The sequence below is a fragment of the Sphingomonas faeni genome, from assembly GCF_003053745.1.
Classification (GTDB): domain Bacteria; phylum Pseudomonadota; class Alphaproteobacteria; order Sphingomonadales; family Sphingomonadaceae; genus Sphingomonas; species Sphingomonas faeni.
On the sequence record NZ_QAYE01000001.1, the window covers coordinates 853,371 to 873,414 of the forward strand.

The 20,044-nt window shown below is 63.6% G+C and carries 18 protein-coding genes and 1 pseudogene; 8 read left to right on the forward strand and 11 right to left on the reverse strand.

Going from position 1 to position 20,044, the window contains the following annotated elements:
* Positions 1–6: 6 nt before the first annotated feature.
* From C8J25_RS03890 to C8J25_RS03910, 5 genes and pseudogenes are all read right to left on the reverse strand, one after another.
* A complete protein-coding gene (locus tag C8J25_RS03890) occupies positions 7–1,506 on the reverse strand; it encodes an AbiV family abortive infection protein (RefSeq protein WP_167397651.1) in 1,500 nt (499 codons plus the stop codon).
* Positions 1,507–1,613: 107 nt separating this feature from the next.
* Positions 1,614–3,641 carry an RNA polymerase sigma factor RpoD gene (gene rpoD / locus C8J25_RS03895; protein ID WP_056051057.1) on the reverse strand — a complete coding sequence of 676 codons (2,028 nt, stop codon included), beginning with the start codon at positions 3,639–3,641 and terminating at the stop codon, positions 1,614–1,616.
* Positions 3,641–5,503, reverse strand: a complete 1,863-nt coding sequence (dnaG, locus tag C8J25_RS03900; protein WP_107952274.1) for a DNA primase — start codon at positions 5,501–5,503, stop codon at positions 3,641–3,643. Before dnaG ends, rpoD begins: the two co-directional genes overlap by 1 nt.
* 83 nt (positions 5,504–5,586) lie before the next feature.
* A pseudogene (locus C8J25_RS03905) lies at positions 5,587–5,910 on the reverse strand (GIY-YIG nuclease family protein); the annotation flags it as partial.
* 211 nt (positions 5,911–6,121) lie between these two features.
* Entirely contained in the window at positions 6,122–6,574 is a 453-nt protein-coding gene (locus C8J25_RS03910; RefSeq protein ID WP_107952276.1) for a GatB/YqeY domain-containing protein, read from the reverse strand.
* A gap of 140 nt (positions 6,575–6,714) precedes the next feature.
* On the opposite strand from C8J25_RS03910, the gene carA reads away from it, so the two are divergent.
* The 5 genes from carA to C8J25_RS03935 all read left to right on the forward strand — a co-directional run bounded on the left by carA (position 6,715) and on the right by C8J25_RS03935 (position 12,811).
* Positions 6,715–8,031: a glutamine-hydrolyzing carbamoyl-phosphate synthase small subunit gene (gene carA, locus C8J25_RS03915; RefSeq protein WP_107952277.1), complete on the forward strand. Its 1,317-nt coding sequence runs from the start codon at positions 6,715–6,717 to the stop codon at positions 8,029–8,031.
* 3 nt (positions 8,032–8,034) lie between these two features.
* Positions 8,035–8,271 (forward strand): hypothetical protein, encoded by a 237-nt coding sequence (locus C8J25_RS03920; protein ID WP_107952278.1) that lies wholly within the window; start codon positions 8,035–8,037, stop codon positions 8,269–8,271.
* On the forward strand, positions 8,271–11,603 hold the full coding sequence (gene carB / locus C8J25_RS03925; RefSeq protein WP_107952279.1) for a carbamoyl-phosphate synthase large subunit: 3,333 nt from the start codon (positions 8,271–8,273) through the stop codon (positions 11,601–11,603). The genes C8J25_RS03920 and carB overlap by 1 nt, the downstream gene beginning before the upstream one ends.
* Positions 11,604–11,678: 75 nt before the next feature.
* Positions 11,679–12,155: a transcription elongation factor GreA gene (gene greA / locus C8J25_RS03930; protein WP_056052861.1), complete on the forward strand. Its 477-nt coding sequence runs from the start codon at positions 11,679–11,681 to the stop codon at positions 12,153–12,155.
* A 5-nt stretch (positions 12,156–12,160) separates the two neighbouring features.
* Positions 12,161–12,811, forward strand: a complete 651-nt coding sequence (locus tag C8J25_RS03935) for a rhomboid family intramembrane serine protease (protein ID WP_107952280.1) — start codon at positions 12,161–12,163, stop codon at positions 12,809–12,811.
* A 405-nt stretch (positions 12,812–13,216) separates the two neighbouring features.
* Here the strand turns inward: C8J25_RS03935 and C8J25_RS03940 are convergent, their stop codons facing one another.
* The 5 genes from C8J25_RS03940 to C8J25_RS03960 form a co-directional block, all read right to left on the reverse strand.
* Complete coding sequence (locus tag C8J25_RS03940; protein ID WP_056051043.1) at positions 13,217–13,444, reverse strand: DUF4170 domain-containing protein; 228 nt, start codon at positions 13,442–13,444, stop codon at positions 13,217–13,219.
* Positions 13,445–13,525: 81 nt separating this feature from the next.
* A complete protein-coding gene (locus C8J25_RS03945) occupies positions 13,526–14,005 on the reverse strand; it encodes a PLP-dependent aminotransferase family protein (protein ID WP_107952281.1) in 480 nt (159 codons plus the stop codon).
* Between the two features lie 104 nt (positions 14,006–14,109).
* Entirely contained in the window at positions 14,110–14,382 is a 273-nt protein-coding gene (locus C8J25_RS03950; protein ID WP_056062302.1) for a hypothetical protein, read from the reverse strand.
* The gene (locus C8J25_RS03955; protein WP_244186722.1) at positions 14,379–14,732 is read right to left on the reverse strand and encodes a phage holin family protein; all 354 of its coding nucleotides are present in this window, start codon (positions 14,730–14,732) and stop codon (positions 14,379–14,381) included. Before C8J25_RS03955 ends, C8J25_RS03950 begins: the two co-directional genes overlap by 4 nt.
* A gap of 4 nt (positions 14,733–14,736) precedes the next feature.
* On the reverse strand, positions 14,737–15,225 hold the full coding sequence (locus C8J25_RS03960; protein WP_056062308.1) for a hypothetical protein: 489 nt from the start codon (positions 15,223–15,225) through the stop codon (positions 14,737–14,739).
* A 175-nt stretch (positions 15,226–15,400) separates the two neighbouring features.
* Here C8J25_RS03960 and eno point away from each other — a divergent pair, with 175 nt between their 5' ends.
* Positions 15,401–16,681, forward strand: a complete 1,281-nt coding sequence (gene eno, locus C8J25_RS03965; protein WP_107952283.1) for a phosphopyruvate hydratase — start codon at positions 15,401–15,403, stop codon at positions 16,679–16,681.
* A gap of 156 nt (positions 16,682–16,837) precedes the next feature.
* Positions 16,838–17,164: an FtsB family cell division protein gene (locus C8J25_RS03970; protein WP_055878455.1), complete on the forward strand. Its 327-nt coding sequence runs from the start codon at positions 16,838–16,840 to the stop codon at positions 17,162–17,164.
* A 168-nt stretch (positions 17,165–17,332) separates the two neighbouring features.
* Here C8J25_RS03970 and C8J25_RS03975 read toward each other — a convergent pair whose 3' ends face one another.
* Positions 17,333–18,157, reverse strand: a complete 825-nt coding sequence (locus C8J25_RS03975) for an alpha/beta fold hydrolase (RefSeq protein WP_107952284.1) — start codon at positions 18,155–18,157, stop codon at positions 17,333–17,335.
* Positions 18,158–18,282: 125 nt separating this feature from the next.
* On the opposite strand from C8J25_RS03975, the gene C8J25_RS03980 reads away from it, so the two are divergent.
* A complete protein-coding gene (locus tag C8J25_RS03980) occupies positions 18,283–20,022 on the forward strand; it encodes a DUF885 domain-containing protein (protein WP_107952285.1) in 1,740 nt (579 codons plus the stop codon).
* The last annotated feature ends 22 nt before the right edge of the window (positions 20,023–20,044 follow it).

Genomic DNA, 20,044 nt, shown 5'->3' on the forward strand with positions numbered 1-20,044 from the left:
AGGGCTTTATTGCGCTGCTTGACCACTGCCAAGTATGGTCTTCCAGGTACGTTTGCTCACCGTTATAAGATATAAATCCGCTAATTGTTTTGCTAAGCGCAGGTTCGCTAGTGAGGTCTCATTTGGATCGCCTTCGAGGGTCAGCACCTTGAACATCTGATTTCTGTCTTCTTCGGCTTTGATAATGGGTTCAAAAGCTTTCGTATAGCAGGCCCGAAAGTCTTCGTCTTTTCCATTCCAGTTTTCATATTTTGCGAAGGCACCAGCTAGGCTTCCAGTAAAGGCTCGCCGAGCGGTCGTATCAAAATCATAGAAGATGTCTGATTTTGCCATCAAAGCAAGGCCGTCGTAGTACGGACGAAAGATCGACTGAGCATCCTCCTCGGACAAGGGGGCGAACGCCATCATGCAGCGGGTAGCATGGTCAATATGTTCATCGGTAAGAGCCACCGCCTTGGAGTCGTCCCAAAAACTGCATTTCGGTTCGAAATCTATTCGCCGATTATTCTCAAGGTCTCGGACTTCGTCAAACATACGGCGCTCAAAGCCCGATTGCTGAAACCAAAAATAGCCAATCGAGCCAATATTCAAGCAGGCCGTTACGAGCTTTGCGAGTGATACAGCCCGCGCTGCAAGCGTAGGTAGCGGTAAGTTATCGTTGAGATTGACCTGAACCGTAAACTGATTCTTTTTACCGGTCCAAATTAATTGAACTACGTCAATATTTTTGTTCCAGTGCTGAAGAACTTTAGGCCGCAGTGAGTGAGATGACGAGTATACCGTCGTACTCGCGCGCCATTTTGGCTTAGACTTTCCAACGGGAATAGCTGGTTTGGCTAGTTCGGATTGTATAAGTGCCTGTGATTCTTTTTCGTGGCGATCAAATTCTTCACGTGCCCATTCGATCCATTCTCGAGCATTGCCATCAAACTCATTATAGCGATCGACAAAAGGCTTGCTGAGCAACTGACCTGCTCGGTCAGCATCTGCCATCGTGTCAAGGAACCAGTTAAGATCTTTATCGGTAGCGCAGTTGAGGGGGTCTGGAGAGCCGCGGGCGCACTCGAGTTCTAAACGTACTTTAGCTAGCGCTAGCGCGTTTGCTGCATCATCCGCCGTTACAACATCGCGCGCTGGGATGTCGGCGATTTCAGCTTTGGGATCAACGTAAAGTGAAGCAAGACGCATTGCGTGCGCGCGCTCAGCAAAGTTACGTGCATTCTCGAAATCTGCAGGATCAATTTTTGTTAATGGCGACCAGATAGCCCACTGAAGTTTGCGTTCATGGTTTCCAAAAGCCTTCGTAAGCCACCCGTCGTCGGCTCTTCCGGCGTTCGCGATCATACCTGCGATCATGCTGGACTTGCCAACTTCTTCGAGCGCTAGCAGGCTCAAATGATACACAATATGGTAAAAACCCGTCGCGACAATGCGTTCGGCTGCGGTCACGAAGCCTTGAGCGTGATCTAAGCAATGTTGCCGGTTGCGAAGTAAGTTTTCACTCATTTCTATCCTTTGCCGAAATCGGGGCATCATTGTGCCCGTTTCAGCAGAAAAAAGGGCTGCGGTACATTGCCCGCAGCCCGTCTCTCTGTCAGCAACTTTCAGACCGCTTACTGGTCGAGGAAGCTCCGCATCTTCCGTGACCGGCTCGGATGCTTCAGCTTCCGCAGCGCCTTCGCCTCGATCTGGCGGATGCGCTCGCGGGTGACCGAGAACTGCTGGCCGACTTCCTCCAGCGTGTGATCGGTGTTCATGCCGATGCCGAAGCGCATGCGCAGCACGCGCTCTTCGCGCGGGGTGAGCGACGCCAGCACCCGCGTGACCGTCTCCTTTAAGTTCGCCTGGATCGCGGCATCCACCGGGATGATCGCGTTCTTGTCCTCGATGAAGTCGCCGAGATGCGAATCCTCCTCGTCGCCGATCGGCGTTTCGAGGCTGATCGGCTCCTTGGCGATCTTCATCACCTTGCGCACCTTCTCCAGCGGCATGGAGAGGCGCTCGGCCATCTCCTCCGGGGTCGGTTCGCGGCCCTGCTCGTGGAGGAACTGGCGGCTGGTGCGGACCAGCTTGTTGATCGTCTCGATCATGTGGACCGGGATGCGGATGGTCCGCGCCTGGTCCGCGATCGAGCGGGTGATCGCCTGGCGGATCCACCACGTCGCGTAGGTGCTGAACTTGTAGCCGCGGCGATACTCGAACTTGTCGACCGCCTTCATCAGGCCGATATTGCCCTCCTGGATGAGATCCAGGAACTGCAGGCCGCGGTTCGTGTATTTCTTGGCGATCGAGATCACCAGCCGCAGGTTCGCCTCGACCATCTCCTTCTTGGCGATACGCGCCTCGCGCTCGCCCTTCTGGACCATGTTGACGATCCGGCGGAACTCGGTGAGCGCCATGCCGGTCTGCTGCGTGATGTCGGCGATCTCGGCGCGGATGCGCTCGACCGCTTCGCCCTCGTTGGCGACGAACGCGGTCCACTTCTTGTCGACCTTGTTGACCGTCGTCAGCCAGTTCTCGTCGATCTCGTGACCGATATAGCGATCGAGGAAGTCCTTGCGCGGCACCTTGTGGCGCTCGGCGAGGCGCAGCATCTGGCCGCCTAGCGCGGTCAGGCGACGGTTATAGGCATAGAGCTGATCGACCAGATATTCGATCTTGGCGTTGTGGAACTGGACGCTTTCAACCTCGGCCGTGAGTTCCTCGCGCAGCTTCTGATACTTGCGCTCGTCGGCCGCGGAGAAATCGCCGCCGATGCCCATTGCGTCGACGCGGCTCTGCTGGATCTTGCTGAACTTCTTGTAGAGCGCCGTGATGCTGGCGAACCGCTCGAGCGCGATCGGCTTGAGCTGTTCCTCCATCTGCGCGAGGCTGAGGGTGTTGTCCTCCTCCTCGTCGTCCGAGGCGCGCGGGGCGCGGCGCTCGCCGTCCTCGTCCTCGTCGGCGGACGGCTCTTCGGGCTCGGCCTCTTCCTTGAACGAGGGACCGGCGTTCTTCTCGCTGATCTCGCCATCGTCGGCTTCGCCGTCCTCGGCCATCGCTTCGGGCGCGGGGTCCTTCGACAGCATCGCGTCGAGATCCATGATCTCGCGCAGCTGCATCGTGCCCTCGTTCAGCGCGGTCGACCAGTCGATGATCGCGTTGAAGGTGATCGGCGATTCGCACAGGCCGAGGATCATCGTGTCGCGACCCGCCTCGATGCGCTTGGCGATCGCGATCTCGCCCTCGCGGCTGAGCAGCTCGACCGCGCCCATCTCGCGCAGGTACATGCGGACCGGATCGTCGGTGCGATCGATCGTCTCTTTCTTCTTCTCGATCGCGGGGCCTGTGTCGGCATCCGCGTCGGCGGCCTCCGGCTCGTCCTCGTCGTCCTTGGCGGGCTCGGTCTCGCCGTCCTCGCCGGCTTCGTCGTTCTCGACGATGTTGATGCCCATCTCGCTCAGCGCGGCGCTGATGTCCTCGATCTGGTCGGACGACATCTCGCCCTGCGGCAGCGCTTCGTTGAGCTGCTCATAGGTGATGTAGCCGCGCTTCTTGGCGCGCGCGATGACCTTCTTGATCGACGCATCGTTCATGTCGATCAGCGGCGCATCGCCGGTTTCGTTCGTCTCGGCGGGTTCCGCCATGTTCGCCTTAGCCATCAATCGCCCTCGGTACCCAACGCTCGGGCGTCTTCGTTCGACTGTACAAGATTTGCAAGTCGGACTTCCAACGCCTGTTTCTCTCTTACCATAGCCACTTGTCGTTCGAACGCATCTTCGGTGAAGTGCGTCTGCATCGCCGCGGTCGCCTGCTTGAGTGCCGCGTCTACCTCAGGGCGGGCGACCATGATCGCGATCGCCTCGTCGAGGTCGGCACGGACGCGGGCTGGATCGGCCGTGGTCTGCGTGAACGAATAGGGCATCGTATCGGCTCTCAACAGGTCACTCGCGACTGAATTGAAACCGGACCTCGCCAATATGGTGAGCAAGCGCCCGCTATCAAGCTTCTGGTCCTCAAGTGCAACATCTACGACCGCTTCGAACAATCGCCCGAGCGCGCCGTCGATCATTTGCAGCGAGCCGAGCACCTCCATGTGACGCGCGATCTCGACCGGGTGGCGGATTAGGCCGGCGAGCACCGCCTTGGCCAAGACGCGGTCGATGCCGGTGGCGAGGAAGGCCTTCGCGTCTTCGGTGACCGGCGCGGCGGGAGGCTTCCAGCCGCCCTTGGGGCGTTCGCCGCGGGGCACGAAGGGCGCGCGGACGGGTTTGAAATGCTCGTAGAAGCGGTTCTTGAACTCGGAATGATATTGCTGCTTCACCGACGGGTCGGCGATGCCTTCCGCGAGTTCGTGGAGGCGGCGCTTGAGGCCAGCGCGCTGTTCGGGGGTGTCGAGTGCCTCCGCGGCGACTTCGGACGCCCAGAGCCGGTCGACGAGCTGTTCGGGGGTTTTGAGAAGCGCCTCGAACGCACCGGGGCCGCCGGCGCGGACGAGGTCGTCGGGGTCCTGGCCTTGCGGGAGCGTCACGAAGGCGAGGCTGCGGCCGGGCGCGAGCAGCGGGAGCGCGCGGTGTGCGGCGCGGAGGGACGCCTTCTGGCCGGCGCCGTCGCCGTCGAAGCAGAGCAGGGGGACGTCGACCATCCGCCACAGCCGTTCGAGTTGTGCTTCGGTGAGCGCCGTGCCGAGCGGGGCGACCGCTTCGCCGAACCCTGCCTGCGCGAGCGCGATGACGTCCATGTATCCCTCGACCACCAGCACGCGGCCGGATTTGCGCGAGGCGGGGGCGGCCTTGTCGAGATTGTAGAGCGTGCGGCCCTTGTCGAAGAGCGGAGTGTCGGGGGAGTTGAGGTACTTCGGCTCGCCACCGTCGAGCACGCGACCACCGAACGCGATCGTCCGCCCGCGGGGGTCGCGGATCGGGATCATCAGGCGGCCGCGGAACCGGTCGTAGGGGTCCTTTCCCTCGACCGATATCAGCATGCCGGACTCGACCAGCATCGGGTCGCCGTAGTCCTTCAGCGCGGTCTTGAGCTTGCCGCGGCTGTCGGGAGCGAACCCCATCCCGAATGCGCGCGCCGTCTCGGGCCTGATCCCGCGGCGGTCGAGTAGCGCGCGCGCGTCGGTGCCGGGGAGGCCGTTGAGCTGTTCCGTGAACCAGTCGGCGGCGTCGGACATGACCTCGTGCAGGCCCTTGGCGCGTTCGGCCTTGGCGGCGGACTGGCTGTCCATCGCGGGCATGTCCATCCCGGCGGCCTGCGCGAGCTCCTTGACGGCGTCCATGAAGGGGAGGCCGCGCTGGTCGGTCATCCACTTGATCGCGTCGCCGTGCGCGGAGCAGCCGAAGCAATGGTAGAAGCCCTTGTCGTCGTTGACGTAGAACGAGGGGGTCTTCTCGTTGTGGAACGGGCAGCAGCCCTTGTGCTCGCGACCGGCCTTGGTGAGCTTGGTGGTCTTGCCGACGAGCGCCGAGAGCGAGGTGCGGGCGCGGAGCTCGTCGAGGAATTGTGGGGTTAGGGCCATGGGGTGAGCGGTTTCTCGACTTCGCTCGAAACGAACGGTTTAGGTGTTTCAGCGGTAGCTAAGCTCGACGGAACGGTCGTATCACCCACCCCACCGTTCGTTTCGAGCGAAGTCGAGAAAGCCCTCTCCTTGGGGGGACGCGCGAGATGGGAGACCAGCGACCAGTTCCCCGCGATCAGCGCCTCCTTCTTGCCGCGCGACCAGCCGCCGACGATGCGCTCGGCCTCCAGCGCTTCGAGGCGTGAGGGGAAGTATTCGCTCCAGACCAAGTTTACCGGACGCCTTGACGAGGTGAAACCGCAATGGCCGCCTGCGTCGTGCTGACCGATACGCCGCTCCAGATTATCGGTGTGGCCCGTGTAATACAGGCCGTCGGCGCATCGCAGCATGTATGTCCAGAAGACCATCTGTCGTCGTACCAAAATTGGGGGTGGTGGTCGACCGGTATCAGAGGGTTGGAACGAGTGATCCGCCCGTTTTCAGGGTTTCTCGACTTCGCTCGAAACGAACGGCAAAAGAATGAGGCCGGTTGCGAGCGGGAGCGGCGAAGAAGGTGCCCACCCCTCGGTCCCCTCCCGCTTGCGGGAGGGGAGGAAGAAGGGGCTCGCCTTTATCCATTTACGACAGCGCTGCCTTTACCAAGCCGCTCGCCTTGCTCATGTCCAGCTCGCTGGCGTGGCGCGCCTTCAGTTCGGCCATCACGCGGCCCATGTCCTTCATGCCGGTCGCGCCGAGTTCCGCCTTGATCGCCTCGATCGCCGCCGACGTTTCCGCCTCGCTCATCTGCTGCGGCAGGAAGCGCTCGATCACCGCGACCTCGGCGGTCTCCGCATCGGCGAGCTCCTGGCGGCCGCCCTTCGAGAACATCTCGATCGACTCGCGGCGCTGCTTGACCATCTTCTGGAGCACCTCGACCACCAGCGCGTCGTCGCTCTCGGGGGCTTTGCCGGTCCGCGCCTCGATGTCGCGGTTCTTGATCGCGGCCTGAATCAACGAGATAGCGTTGCGGCTCTGCTTGTCGCCGGCCTTCATGGCGGTCAGCTGCGCTGCCTTGATGTCGTCGCGAATCATGTACTGGTCTTTCAGGCGGTTCGGGATAGCCCGACGGGATAGCGCGTCCGCCGCCCGTTTAACAGATTGACGCTGCGGCACGCCGGCCTTAGCGGACACCACTTAGCGACATCGTCAACGTAAAGAGAGTGCCCAGCCTGATGGCCGACGCCCAGCCTATAGCCATGCCTGCCGGTGCAACAGGCGTCCTCGTCCTCGCCAATGGCGACGTGATCTGGGGTCGCGGGTTCGGCGCAGAGGGCAGTGCGGTCGGCGAAGTGTGCTTCCACACCGCGATGACCGGCTATCAGGAGGTGCTGACCGACCCGTCGTTCGCCGGGCAGATGATCTGCTTCACCTTCCCGCACATCGGCAACGTCGGCGCTAATCCCGACGACGTCGAGGCGGACGACCCGCACGCGCTCGGCATCATCGTCCGCGAGGACGTGACGCAGCCGTCTAGTTTTCGTGCGGTCGAGGGGCTCGATGGCTGGATGAAGCGGCATGCGCGGATCGGCCTTTCGGGCGTCGACACGCGCGCGCTGACGCGGCGTATCCGGGTGGCGGGTGCGCCCAATGGGGTCATCGCGCATTCGGCGAGCGGCGAGTTCGAAGTGCCGGCGTTGCTGGCGATGGCGCGGGCGTGGCCGGGGCTGGAGGGCATGGACCTCGCCAAGGACGTGTCGACCGAGATGCATTATGGCTGGGGTGAGGATGCTCCCGGCGGTGTCTGGAAGCTGGGCTTCGGCTACGGGGACAGCTCGCAAGCAGGAGAGGGCGCTTCTGCTCCCCTCCCGCTTGCGGGAGGGGTCGGGGGAGGGGCTGGCCAATCAGCGCCGACCCCGCCCGAGGCCATGCCCTCCCCCAACCCCTCCCGCTCTGCGGAAGGGGAGCAGAAGGCTCGCCCGCATGTCGTCGCGATCGATTACGGGTCTAAGCGCAACATCTTCCGCAACCTCGTCGAGGCCGGCGCCAAGGTCTCCGTCGTAAGCGCCACCGCCAGTTTCGACGACGTGATGGCTCTCAATCCCGACGGCATCTTCCTGTCGAACGGCCCCGGCGATCCCGCCGCGACCGCCGACTACGCCGTGCCGGTGATCCGCCAGCTGCTCGAGACGGGCAAGCCGCTGTTCGGCATCTGCCTCGGCCACCAGCTGCTCGGCCTCGCGGTCGGCGCGACCACGACCAAGATGTTCCAGGGCCACCGCGGCGCCAACCACCCGGTCAAGCGCCTGTCCGACGGCGCGGTCGAGATCACCAGCATGAACCACGGCTTCGCAGTCGAGCGCGACAGCCTGCCGGCGAACGTCCGCGAGACGCACGTGTCGCTGTTCGACGGGTCGAATGCGGGGCTGGAGCTGACCGACAAGCCGGCGTTCTCCGTGCAGTATCATCCGGAAGCGAGCCCGGGGCCGCAGGACAGCCTGTATCTGTTCGAGCGCTTTGTGAGCTCTTTGCGGAATATTGAGGGAAGCTGACTGATGGCAACTGTCCGCGCGCTTAATATTTACGAGCCGGAGCGCTCTTCTCCGCAGGGCGACGTGGATGCCTCCATCATATTGCTAGATTTCGAAGGCGAGAAATTCGTTCAGATCGACACGTACGGATCGAAAGATCGTAAGTTTGTCGGAAAGCGATCTCAGAGCTTGAGGCTTTCTAAGGAAGCCTTCGAGCAACTTATGAAACTCGGGACCGCGCATTTCGCGCAAGGACAATAATGCCAAAACGCACCGACATCTCCTCGATCCTCGTCATCGGCGCAGGACCTATCGTCATCGGCCAGGCGTGCGAGTTCGATTATTCGGGCACGCAGGCGATCAAGGCGTTGAAGGAGGAGGGCTATCGTATCGTCCTCGTCAATTCGAACCCCGCCACGATCATGACCGATCCCGAGCTGGCCGACGCGACCTATGTCGAGCCGATCACGCCGGCGATCGTCGCCAAGATCATCGAGAAGGAACGCCCGGACGCGATCCTGCCGACGATGGGCGGGCAGACCGCGCTGAATACCGCGCTCGCGCTGTTCCATGACGGTACGCTGGAGAAGTTCGGCGTGACGATGATCGGGGCGGATGCCGATGCGATCGACATGGCGGAGGACCGGCTGAAGTTCCGCGACGCGATGGACCGGATCGGGCTGGAAAGCGCGCGCTCGGCGATCGCACACACTGTCGAGGAAGCGCTCGAAGGTCTTGAGAAGACGGGGCTTCCGTCGATCATCCGGCCGAGCTTCACGATGGGCGGCTCGGGCGGCGGCATCGCGTACAACCGCGAGGAGTTCATCGCGATCGTCCGCAACGGGCTCGATCTGTCGCCGACTACCGAGGTGCTGATCGAGGAATCGCTGCTCGGCTGGAAAGAATATGAGATGGAGGTGGTGCGCGATCGCAACGACAACGCGATCATCATCTGCTCGATCGAGAATGTCGATCCGATGGGCGTCCACACCGGCGACTCGATCACGGTCGCGCCGGCGCTGACGCTGACCGACAAGGAATACCAGATCATGCGCAACGCATCGATCGCGGTGTTGCGCGAAATCGGTGTCGAAACAGGCGGTTCGAACGTCCAGTTCGCAGTGAATCCGAAGGACGGCCGGCTGGTCGTCATCGAGATGAACCCGCGTGTCTCGCGCTCGTCCGCGCTGGCGTCGAAGGCGACCGGCTTCCCGATCGCGAAGGTCGCGGCGAAGCTGGCGGTTGGCTATACGCTCGACGAGATCGAGAACGACATTACGGGGGCTACGCCTGCCGCGTTCGAGCCGACGATCGATTACGTCGTGACCAAGATCCCGCGGTTTGCGTTCGAGAAGTTCAAGGGCGCGTCGAACACGCTCGGCACCGCGATGAAGTCGGTCGGCGAGGTGATGGCGATCGGTCGCAACATCCACGAATCGATGCAGAAGGCGTTGCGCGGGCTCGAGACGGGCTTGTCGGGGTTCAACCAGGTCGATCATCTGGTCGGTGCGCCGCGTGCGGAAATCGAGGCGGCGCTGGCCGTTGCGACGCCGGACCGGTTGCTGGTGGCGGCGCAGGCTTTGCGCGAGGGCTTCACGGTTGCCGAGGTGCACGCGATTGCGAAGTACGATCCGTGGTTCCTGGAGCGGATCGCCGAGATCATCGCGGCCGAGGCCGAGGTGATGAAGGACGGCCTGCCGATCGACGCGGCCGGTATGCGCCGCCTGAAGAGCATGGGGTTCAGCGACAAGCGGCTTGCGTGGCTGGCGCTGCAATCCGCCAATCTGCGCGGAATGAACCGCGGGATCGCGCGCGGCTCGGGGCTGATCCACGAGGTCGTCAAGGCGATGACCGGCGGCGTGACCGAGGAGGAGGTGCGCCAGCATCGCCTGAAGCTCGGCGTGCGGCCGGTGTTCAAGCGGATCGATACGTGCGCGGCCGAATTCGACGCCAAGACGCCGTATATGTATTCGACCTACGAGGCGCCGAGCTTCGGCGAGCCCGAGAACGAGTCCGAGCCGACCGATCGCAAGAAGATCGTGATTTTGGGCGGCGGGCCGAACCGGATCGGGCAGGGGATCGAGTTCGATTATTGCTGCTGCCATGCGTGCTTTGCACTCGCGGACGCGGGCTATGAGACGATCATGGTCAACTGCAACCCGGAGACGGTGTCGACCGATTACGACACGTCGGACCGGCTGTATTTCGAGCCGCTGACCGCGGAGGACGTGCTGGAGATCCTGCATGTCGAGCAGCAGAACGGCACTTTGGTGGGCGTGATCGTGCAGTTCGGTGGGCAGACTCCGCTGAACCTCGCGCGGGCGCTCGAGGCTGCCGGCATTCCGATTTTGGGAACCACGCCGGACGCGATCGATCTGGCGGAGGATCGCGAGCGGTTCGCGGCGCTCATCACCAAGCTCGGGTTGTTGCAGCCGGCCAATGGCCTCGCGCGGAGCCGGGACGAGGCGGTCGCGGCGGCGGAGCGGATCGGGTATCCGGTGCTGATGCGGCCGTCCTATGTGCTCGGCGGACGGGCGATGGAGATCGTCGACACGATCGGGCAGCTCGAACATTACATCGCGACCGCGGTGCAGGTGTCGGGCGACTCGCCGGTGCTGATCGACCAGTATCTGCGCGATGCGATCGAGGTCGATGTCGATGCGATCTGCGATGGGACCGATGTCGTCGTCGCGGGCGTGTTGCAGCATATCGAGGAGGCGGGCGTCCATTCGGGCGACTCTGCGTGCTCGATCCCGCCTTATTCGCTGTCGGCGGAGATCATCGCCGAGATCGAGCGGCAGACGGTGGCGCTCGCGCATGCCTTGTCGGTGGTCGGCCTGATGAACATCCAGTTCGCGGTGAAGGACGGCCTGGTCTACCTCATCGAGGTCAACCCGCGCGCGTCGCGCACCGTGCCGTTCGTCGCCAAGGCGATCGGTGCGCCGATCGCCAAGATCGCCGCGCGCGTGATGGCGGGCGAGAAGCTGGTCAACCTTCCCAAGATCGACCGGCATATCGACTATTATGCGGTGAAGGAGGCGGTGTTCCCGTTCAACAAGTTCCCCGGCGTCGATCCGGTGCTGTCACCGGAAATGAAGTCGACCGGCGAAGTCATGGGAATCGATCCCGATTTCACGATCGCCTTCGCCAAGGCACAGCTTGGCGCGGGGACGATCCTGCCGACCAAGGGCAATGTCTTCGTCAGCGTGAAGGACGGCGACAAGGCGATGATCGTCGAGCCGGTGAAGGCGCTGGTCGATACCGGCTTCTCGATCGTCGCGACCGGAGGGACCGCGGATCATCTCGCGCTTGCCGGCTTGCCGGTCGAGAAGGTCAACAAGGTGGCCCAGGGGCGGCCGCATATCGTCGACCGGATCAAGGACGGCGATATCGCGCTGATCTTCAACACCACCGAGGGGTGGCAGAGCCTGAAGGACTCGCAGCCGATCCGTGCTTCCGCGCTAGGCCAGCGGATTCCGTACTTCACAACCGCGCCCGCTTCGCTCGAAGCGGCGAAGGCGATCGCCAAGCTTTCGACGCACAGCCTTGAAGTACGGCCGCTGCAATCCTATTATTCGCAGTCGCACGACTGATCCCGACATGAGAATGATGTGTGGGCGGGGCTGGTACAGGGCCTCGCGCGGGGAAATGGATTTGGGGACGAGATGATGGCGACCGTCGAAAAGATGCCGATGCTGCAGGAAGGCTATGAGACGCTGAGCGCGGATCTGAAGCGCCTGAAAGCCGAACGTCCGACGATCGTCGACGCGATCGAAGAGGCGCGCGCGCACGGCGACCTGAGCGAGAACGCGGAATATCATGCCGCGAAGGAGCGTCAGGGCCAGGTCGAGGCATCGATCTCCGACATCGAGGACAAGCTGAGCCGCGCGCAGATCATCGATCCGAAGGACCTGTCGGGCGACAAGGTCGTGTTCGGTGCGACGGTGACGTTGCTCGACGAGAACGACAAGCCGGTGAAGTATCAGATCGTCGGCCAGACCGAGGCTAACGCGAAGACGGGCCGCATCTCGTACAATTCGCCGCTGGGTCGCGGGCTGATCGGGCGCAAGCTCGACGAAGAGGTCGAGGTCACGGTGCCGGCCGGTGAGCGCTATTACGTCGTCTCCAAGATCGAGTTCATCTGAGCCCTATGCAATTCTTCGAGACGCGGGCGACGGCGATCATCACGATCGTGACGGTCATCGTCTCGGGATTTCTGGTGCTGAGCGGATCGCTTGGCTACTGGGCGGTGAACGCCGGGTTCATTCCGTTGCGGATGACCGATCTCGGTATTCCGAGCGAGCACATGTTCGTGGTGCCTGCCTGGGCGACGCCGCTGACCGCGACGTTGATCCATGGCGGGTGGGCGCACATCGCGCTGAACCTCGTGATGCTGGTGTATTGCGGGCAGTTCGTCGAGAAGGCGCTGGGGACGGTCGGATTGGTCGTGCTGTACGTGCTGGGCGCGTATGCGGCTGCTGCTGGGCATTGGGCGTTCGGGCCTGACTCCGCCGCACCGATGATTGGTGCTTCGGGCGCGATTTCGGCGGTCGTTGGGGCTTACGCGCTGTTGTATGGCGAGCGGCGGGCGCAGGCGATCGGGCCTGTGCCGGCTGGGGTCGTGCATGTGGTATGGCTTGCCGCCGCGTGGATCGGGATCCAGTTGCTGATGGGGCTGGCTGGGTTTGGGGCTTCGGTTGGGGCTAGCGGGCCGATTGCCATCGGCGCGCATATCGGTGGGTTCTTGGCGGGGCTGATGCTGGCTCGGCCGTTGTTGCTCTGGCATTACCGGGCTGCTTGAGCGGCCACACCGTTCGTCCTGAGTAGCTGCTGAGCTTGTCGAAGCGGCGTATCGAAGGATGGGTTGGTGCGCGGGACCTGTGCTTCGATACGAGCCCTCGATACGCTCCTTGCGGAGCTACTCGGTCTCTACTCAGCACGAACGGGGGTGGGGAAGAGGCTGCCGCCTGGGCCGTTATTTGGAGAGGCCGCGCAAGCTGACACGCATAGTCCTGCTTGGCTTGCCCTCACCCATCGCCGCCTTTGGCGTCTCTCCCTCTCCCGAGCGGGAGAGGGATGGGGGCCGTTGCTTCGAGGCCGTCATCCCCGCGAAGGCGGGGATCCATTGCCTATGTCGTTGCGATCAGATTGCTACGACAGCCAGTATGGGCTCCCGCCTCCGCGGGAATGACGGCTCCGGAGTAGTTCAGGCTACAGTCGCTCCCAGGTTCGGCTCGAGCATCCGGTGGAGGTGCACGACCACAAACTTCATCTCGGCATCGTCGACGGTACGCTGCGCCGCAGCACGCCACGCCTTCTCGGCGCTGGCGTAGTCGGGGAATACGCCGACGAACTCGATCTTGCTCAGATCGTTGAAATCCAGGGTGCGCGGGTCGCTGACGCGGCCGCCGAATACGAGGTGGAGCTTGCTCATGCGCTTGCTTTCCTAGGGAGGGGGGTGCCGCCTCCCTAGCGTGTTCGACCCGCGGTTTGAACCTTTAGACGCCCTATCTTCTCAAACGGCAGGCTTTTGCGAAACCGCCTTCGCACCTGCGGCACCGGCCGTCGTGACGGCCTTGACGATACCTTCGAGCAAGCCCTTGGCCTGGTCGCGCGCATTGTCCTTGGTCAGGCCGAGTTCGCCTAGTTCCGAGCGGCCTGCATCCTTCGCGGCCGCAGTTGCCGCAACGAGCGTCTCGCTGAGGCGCTTGCCGACGGGGGCAAGCAGTTCCTTTTCGCGCGCCGAACGCGGGAGCAGCGCACCGGCGAGCGCGCCTACGGCGAGGCCGCCGACGAGGATGCCGAGCGGGTTGGACTCGAGGTTGTTGACGACGCGCTTGGTCTTCTCGCGCGAGACTTCGAGAACCTCCGAGGCCTTGTCGCCGGCGTCGTGATAGACCTTCGATGCGGTCTCGCGGACGGTGTCGAGACCTTCGCGGAGACGGCTCTCGGTCTCGTGGGCGGCTTCGTTGGCGGTGGTCTTTGCGTCGGTCATGGAAAATGTCCTTCTGGTGGCAAGCTGCTCGCCGTTCAATGCAATGAGGGTTCAACGCGAGCCGGGACTTCTAGGTTTCAATACGGTGACCGTAGTCAGCGCGGTCACCGCCCGCGGCGGAACAGTCCGACGATCCGGTGACGCGCGAGGAACAGTCCGGCGACGGCCGCGAACCCCGCGGTCGGCCCCGGATTGCGCTTCACGGTCTCGACGCTGGCGCTGAGCGCGGCGGTGCCGGCATCGGCGACGTCGCGGCTGGCGTTCAGCGCGAGCTTCCGCGGATTGAGCCGGTCCTGCAACTGCCCGATCGTCATCATGACGCGCTGGCGGGCGAGGGCCGATTCGATCTCTGCGGCGGCGACTTTGGCGGATGTCATGATACGGGCTCGCTCTTCGTCTGAAGCTTCGACTTGCCGATCATCGCCAGGATCGCCGCCACAGCGAGGACGGCCACCACGACGATGGCGGTCGCCCATCCTGGCCCCACCAGCGTCGCCACCGTCAAGATCGCACCGACCAGCAGTGCGATCAGCGCGGCGAGAGCCAGCACGCTGGCAACCGCGAAGAACATCGCGGCCGACTTGTACGCACTCGCCGTCTCGCCGAACTTCGCCTTGTAGACAGCGACTTCCGCGGTCGCGAGACTCTTCGTCTCGGTCGCCAGGCGACCGACGATCGACGCGATGCTCTCGTCCTCGCCGGTCGCGAACGTCAGTGGATCGACCAAGGCGTCAGACCTTCGAGTTGGCATCGACGCCCGACTGCACCAGTCGCGCGACGACAAAGCCGATGGCGGCGGCTGCACCTACCGCGATGGCCGGCGATTTCCGCACGAGTTCGCGCGCGTCGTCGAACAGCTCGTCGATGTCCTTGGCCTTCACCTGGTCGGCGAAACCCGAGACGCTGTCGGCGGCGCTGCGGGCATAGCCGCCATACTGCGAGCCGAGCTTCTCATCGACTTGGCCGGCGGCGTCGGTCAGCAACTGCGCGACCTGCTCCAGAGCACCACTCGCACGTGCCTTGCCGTCTTCGGCGAAGGTGCGGACCTTGTCGGTCGCCTGCGCGGTGTACTTGTTGGCGCCGTCCTTGATCGCCTGCTTGGCGTCGCCGGCCTTGGCCGAGACATCGCCGTTATCGATCGTCTTGCTGAGCTCGGTCCCGACCTCGTTCGCGGTCGTTTTCAGGTCGTTGACGGTGTCGTTTACGCTGGAGTCGGCCATGACGGTCCCTTTCAGAATTGTTACGCCCTCAACACCGTCGTTGGAGCACGGTTCCCGAACCGTCGCGCGATTGCACGACACTATTCTCGGATGTCCGCGCGATTGCCCGATATGGCGTGAGACGGTAGAGGCGGCGCGAACGACCCGGCACCGGGATTTGTAGGAGCATCGTTACGTGACCGCAATCATCGACCTTCATGCACGCCAGATCATCGACAGCCGCGGCAATCCGACCGTCGAGGTCGACGTGCTGCTCGAAGACGGCAGCTTCGGCCGCGCCGCCGTGCCCTCGGGCGCGTCGACCGGCGCACACGAGGCGGTCGAGCGCCGCGATGGCGACAAGACCCGTTGGGGCGGCAAGGGCGTCGACGGCGCGGTCGATGCGGTCAACGACGAGATCACCGATACCGTGCTCGGCATGGACGCGGAGGACCAGTCGGACCTCGACCGCGCGATGATCGAGCTCGACGGCACCGAGAACAAGGGCCGGCTGGGCGCGAATGCGATCCTGGGTGTCAGCCTCGCCGTCGCCAAGGCCGCGGCCGAGGCGCGTGGCCTGCCGCTGTACCGCTATGTCGGCGGCGTGCAGGCGCATCTGCTGCCGGTGCCGATGATGAACATCATCAACGGCGGCGAGCATGCCGACAACCCGATCGATTTCCAGGAATTCATGGTCGTGCCGGTCGGCGCGTCGAACATCCTCGAAGCGGTGCGTTGCGGCTCGGAAATCTTCCACACGCTGAAGAAGGGCCTGAGCGAGAAGGGCCTGTCGACCAGCGTCGGCGACGAGGGTGGCTTCGCGCCGAACATCGGCAGCACGACCGAAGCGCTCGACTTCATCATGTCGAGCATCGAGAAGGCTGGGTACAAGCCCGGCGAGGACGTGATGCTCGCGCTCGATTGCGCGGCGACCGAGTTCTACAAGAACGGCAAGTACGACATCTCGGGCGAGGGCCGGATCCTCGAGAGTGCCGAGATGGCGGAATATCTCGCGGACCTGACGCGGCGCTACCCGATCTTCTCGATCGAGGACGGCATGGGCGAGGACGATTGGGAGGGCTGGAAGACGCTGACCGACCTGATCGGTGACAAGGTGCAGCTGGTCGGCGACGATCTGTTCGTGACCAACCCGAAGCGCCTGAAGCGTGGGATCGACCAGGGTATCGCGAATTCGCTGCTGGTGAAGGTCAACCAGATCGGCACGCTGACCGAGACGCTGGAGGCGGTGTCGATGGCACAGCGGGCGAAGTATACCGCGGTGATGTCGCATCGTTCGGGCGAGACCGAGGATTCGACGATCGCCGATCTGGCGGTCGCGACCAACTGCGGGCAGATCAAGACGGGCAGCCTCGCGCGGTCGGACCGGTTGGCGAAGTACAACCAGCTGATTCGGATCGAGGAAGAGCTGGGCGATGCGGCGCGGTACGCGGGTCGCGACATCCTGATCGGGGGGTGATTGCCCCATCCGTCATGCCGGGCCCTTCGACTAGCTCAGGAGGGCCTTGTTCCGGCATCCACGGTCCCGCATAATCTACAGACTTGATTGCGCGGAACGGTGGACCCCGGAACAAGTCCGGGGCGACGGAGTGGGTTTGGAGTACCGGAGGACGACATGGCACGCGTGACGACGAAGACCAGCAAGTTGCGGAAGACGATGCGCAAGGCCGCGTGGCCGGCGCTGGGGCTGACGCTGATGGCGTTCTTCGGCGCGTATGCCGTGCTTGGGCCGAACGGGATGTTCGCGTATGGCGACTACAAGCGCCAGCTTGCGAAGCGCGAGCAGGACTATGCCGCGCTCGATCGCAAGCGCGAGGTGCTGAAGAACCGGGTGGCGTTGCTGAACCCGGATCATGCGAACCCGGATATGGTCGACGAGATGGTCCGCAAGGAGCTGAACGTCGCGCATCCGGACGAGGTTATCGTCCCGCTGGGGAATTGAGCTTCTGCACCCTTCCTGAAAGGGAGGGGTCTTCTGCTCGCCTCCCTGAAAGGGAGGGGCTGGGGGTGGGTTGGCCGGCTTGAGCCGCCACCGATGGAATATGCGGAAGCCGACCCACCCCCGACCCCTCCCTTCCAAGGAGGGGCAAGAAGTTTGGTCGGTTGGAGTTTACCGACCCAGGAACGTCAGCAGGTCGTTGGTGAAGCGATCGCTCTCGGTGATCGTCAGGCCGTGCGGGGCGCCGTCATATTCGACCAGCTGCGAGTCCGCGATGCCCTTGGCGGCGGCGCGGCCGGTGGCGTCGATCGGGACGGTCTTGTCGCTCGTCCCGTGGACGACCAGCGTCGGTACGCGGAAGGCGGCCAGATCCTGACGGAAATCGGTGTGGCCGAACGCCTTGGCGCATTCCAGCGTCGGGTGAAGGCCCGCCTGCATCGCGAGGCTCCAGACCCAGTCGACGACCTCGTCGCTGACCGGCGACGTGATGAACCCGACGCCGAGGAATTGCTGGAGGAAGGTCTTGAAGAACGCCGGGCGGTCGTCTTCGATACCGGCGCCGATGCTGGCCAGCGTCTCTTCGGGAACGCCGTCCGGGTTGTCGTCGGTCTTGAGCATGTACGGCACGACCGACGAGATCAGCCCGGCCGCGACCACGCCCTTGCCCTCGTAGCGGCTCATGTAGCGCGCGATCTCGCCGCCACCCATCGAGAAGCCGACGATCGTCGCGTCGGTGTTCGCGCCGGTGGCTTCCATCACGTCGGCCAGATCGTCGGTCAGCGTGTCGTAGTTGTAGCCGGTCCAGGGCTGGCCCGAGCGACCGAAGCCGCGGCGGTCATACGCGATCGCGCGGAAGCCGGCGTGCGCGAGTGCCATCGCCTGGGCGTCCCAGCTGTCGGCGTTGAGCGGCCAGCCGTGCGTGAGGATCACCGGGCGACCCGTGCCCCAGTCCTTGACGTAAATGTCTGTACCGTCACGGGTTTTTACGTAGGGCATGCAAGTCTCCGGTCTGTCTTGGCAGATGCACGTTCAACGGCTCATCGTGCGCGCCGTTCCGCATGCTGGCGTACCGAAGCTTCGACTGGCAGCATGGTCCCAGACGAATCGGAATTGGAGACAGGATGCGGATCGGACTTATGACGACGGCGCTTGGCGCAGTCCTCGCCTTGAGCGCGTGCGGTCCTGCGCAGACCGCGTCGAACACGCAGGCTCCTGCGGCGCCGACGACCGCTGCGAAGGGCGACTGGGCGGGGTTCCGCGATGGCTTCATCGACGGCTGGTTCAAGATCGATCCGGCGAACGCGGTCTATCAGGGCAAGCACGAATATGACGGCGGCTTGGGCGACTGGAGCGCGGCGGGGCTGAAGCGGCAGGCGGACTTCCTGCATGGCGCGATTGACAAGGCGGGGGCGTTCAAGGACCTGAAACCCGCCGAGGCGTTCGAGCGCGACTATCTGGTGCAGGTCGCCAAGGGGAAGCTGTTCTGGCTAGAGGATGCCGACCAGCCGCATCACAATCCGGCCTGGTATGTCAGCGCGGGGCTCGATCCGAACACGTATATCGCGCGCAACTATGCCGATGCGCCGACCCGGATGAAGGCGCTGACTGCGTTCCTGCAGAAGATCCCGGCGGCGGCGGGCAACATCAAGGCGAACCTCAAGACGCCGATGCCGCTGAGCTACGTCAGTTACGGGACGGCGGCGTTCAACGGCTTTGCCGACTATTATGCGGGCGACGCGGTGAAGGCGTTTGCAAGCGTGAAGGATGCCGCAGCGCAGAAGCAGCTCACCGACGCGGCGCAGGCGGCGTCGAAGGCGATGCGCGATCTGGGGACGTGGACCGAGGGCCAGCGCGCTTCCGCGACGCAGGATTTTGCGCTCGGGGCGGACAAGTTCTCGCGGATGGTGGCGATGACCGAGGGCGTCGATACGCCGCTCGACCAGCTCGAGGCGGCGGGTGTTGCCGACCTCAAGCGCAACCAGGCGGCGCTGGCGCAGGCGTGCGGGGCGTTCGCCAAGGGGCAGACGATCCTCGCTTGCATGGACAAGATGAACGCGAACAAGCCGGTCGGTGGGCCGGTTGCAGAGGCGCGGCGGCAGATCCCAACGTTGCGGAAATTCGTCGTGGATCACGACCTGCTGACGATCCCGGGGACCGAGCAGGCGCTGGTCGAGGAATCGCCGCCGTACAACCGGCAGAACTCGGCGTATATCGATCCGCCGGGGCCGTTCGATAAGGGCGTGCCGTCGATCTACTATATCTCGCCGCCAGATCCCACGTGGACCAAGGCGGTGCAGGACGCGTTCGTGCCGGGCAAGAACGACCTGTTGTTCACGTCGGTGCACGAGGTGATGCCGGGGCATTTCGTCCAGTTCCTGCATGCGAACCGCTCGCCGTCGCTCTTCGGGCGGTTGTTCGTGGGGTATGCGTTTGCCGAGGGGTGGGCGCATTATGCCGAGGAGATGATGTGGGAGGCCGGGCTCAACAACGGCGATCCCGAGACGCATGTCGGGCAGATCTCTAACGCGCTGCTGCGGGATTGCCGGTATCTGTCGGCGATCCGCATGCATGCGAAGGGGATGACGCAGGAGCAGTCGTTCCGGATGTTCGTCGACGAGTGTTACCAGGACGAGGGGAACGCCAAGCAGCAGGCGGCTCGGGGGACGTATGATCCGGCGTATCTGAACTACACGATGGGTAAGCTGATGATCCGGAAGTTGCGGGCGGATTGGACTGCGACGCGGGGTGGGCGGAAGGCTTGGAAGGCGTTCCATGATCAGTTTCTGAGTTATGGTGGACCGCCGATCCCCTTGGTGCGGGCGGCGATGATGGGGGAGGCTAAGGCGACGGCTGCTTTCTGAGGGGTATCCTCCCCGGAACGGG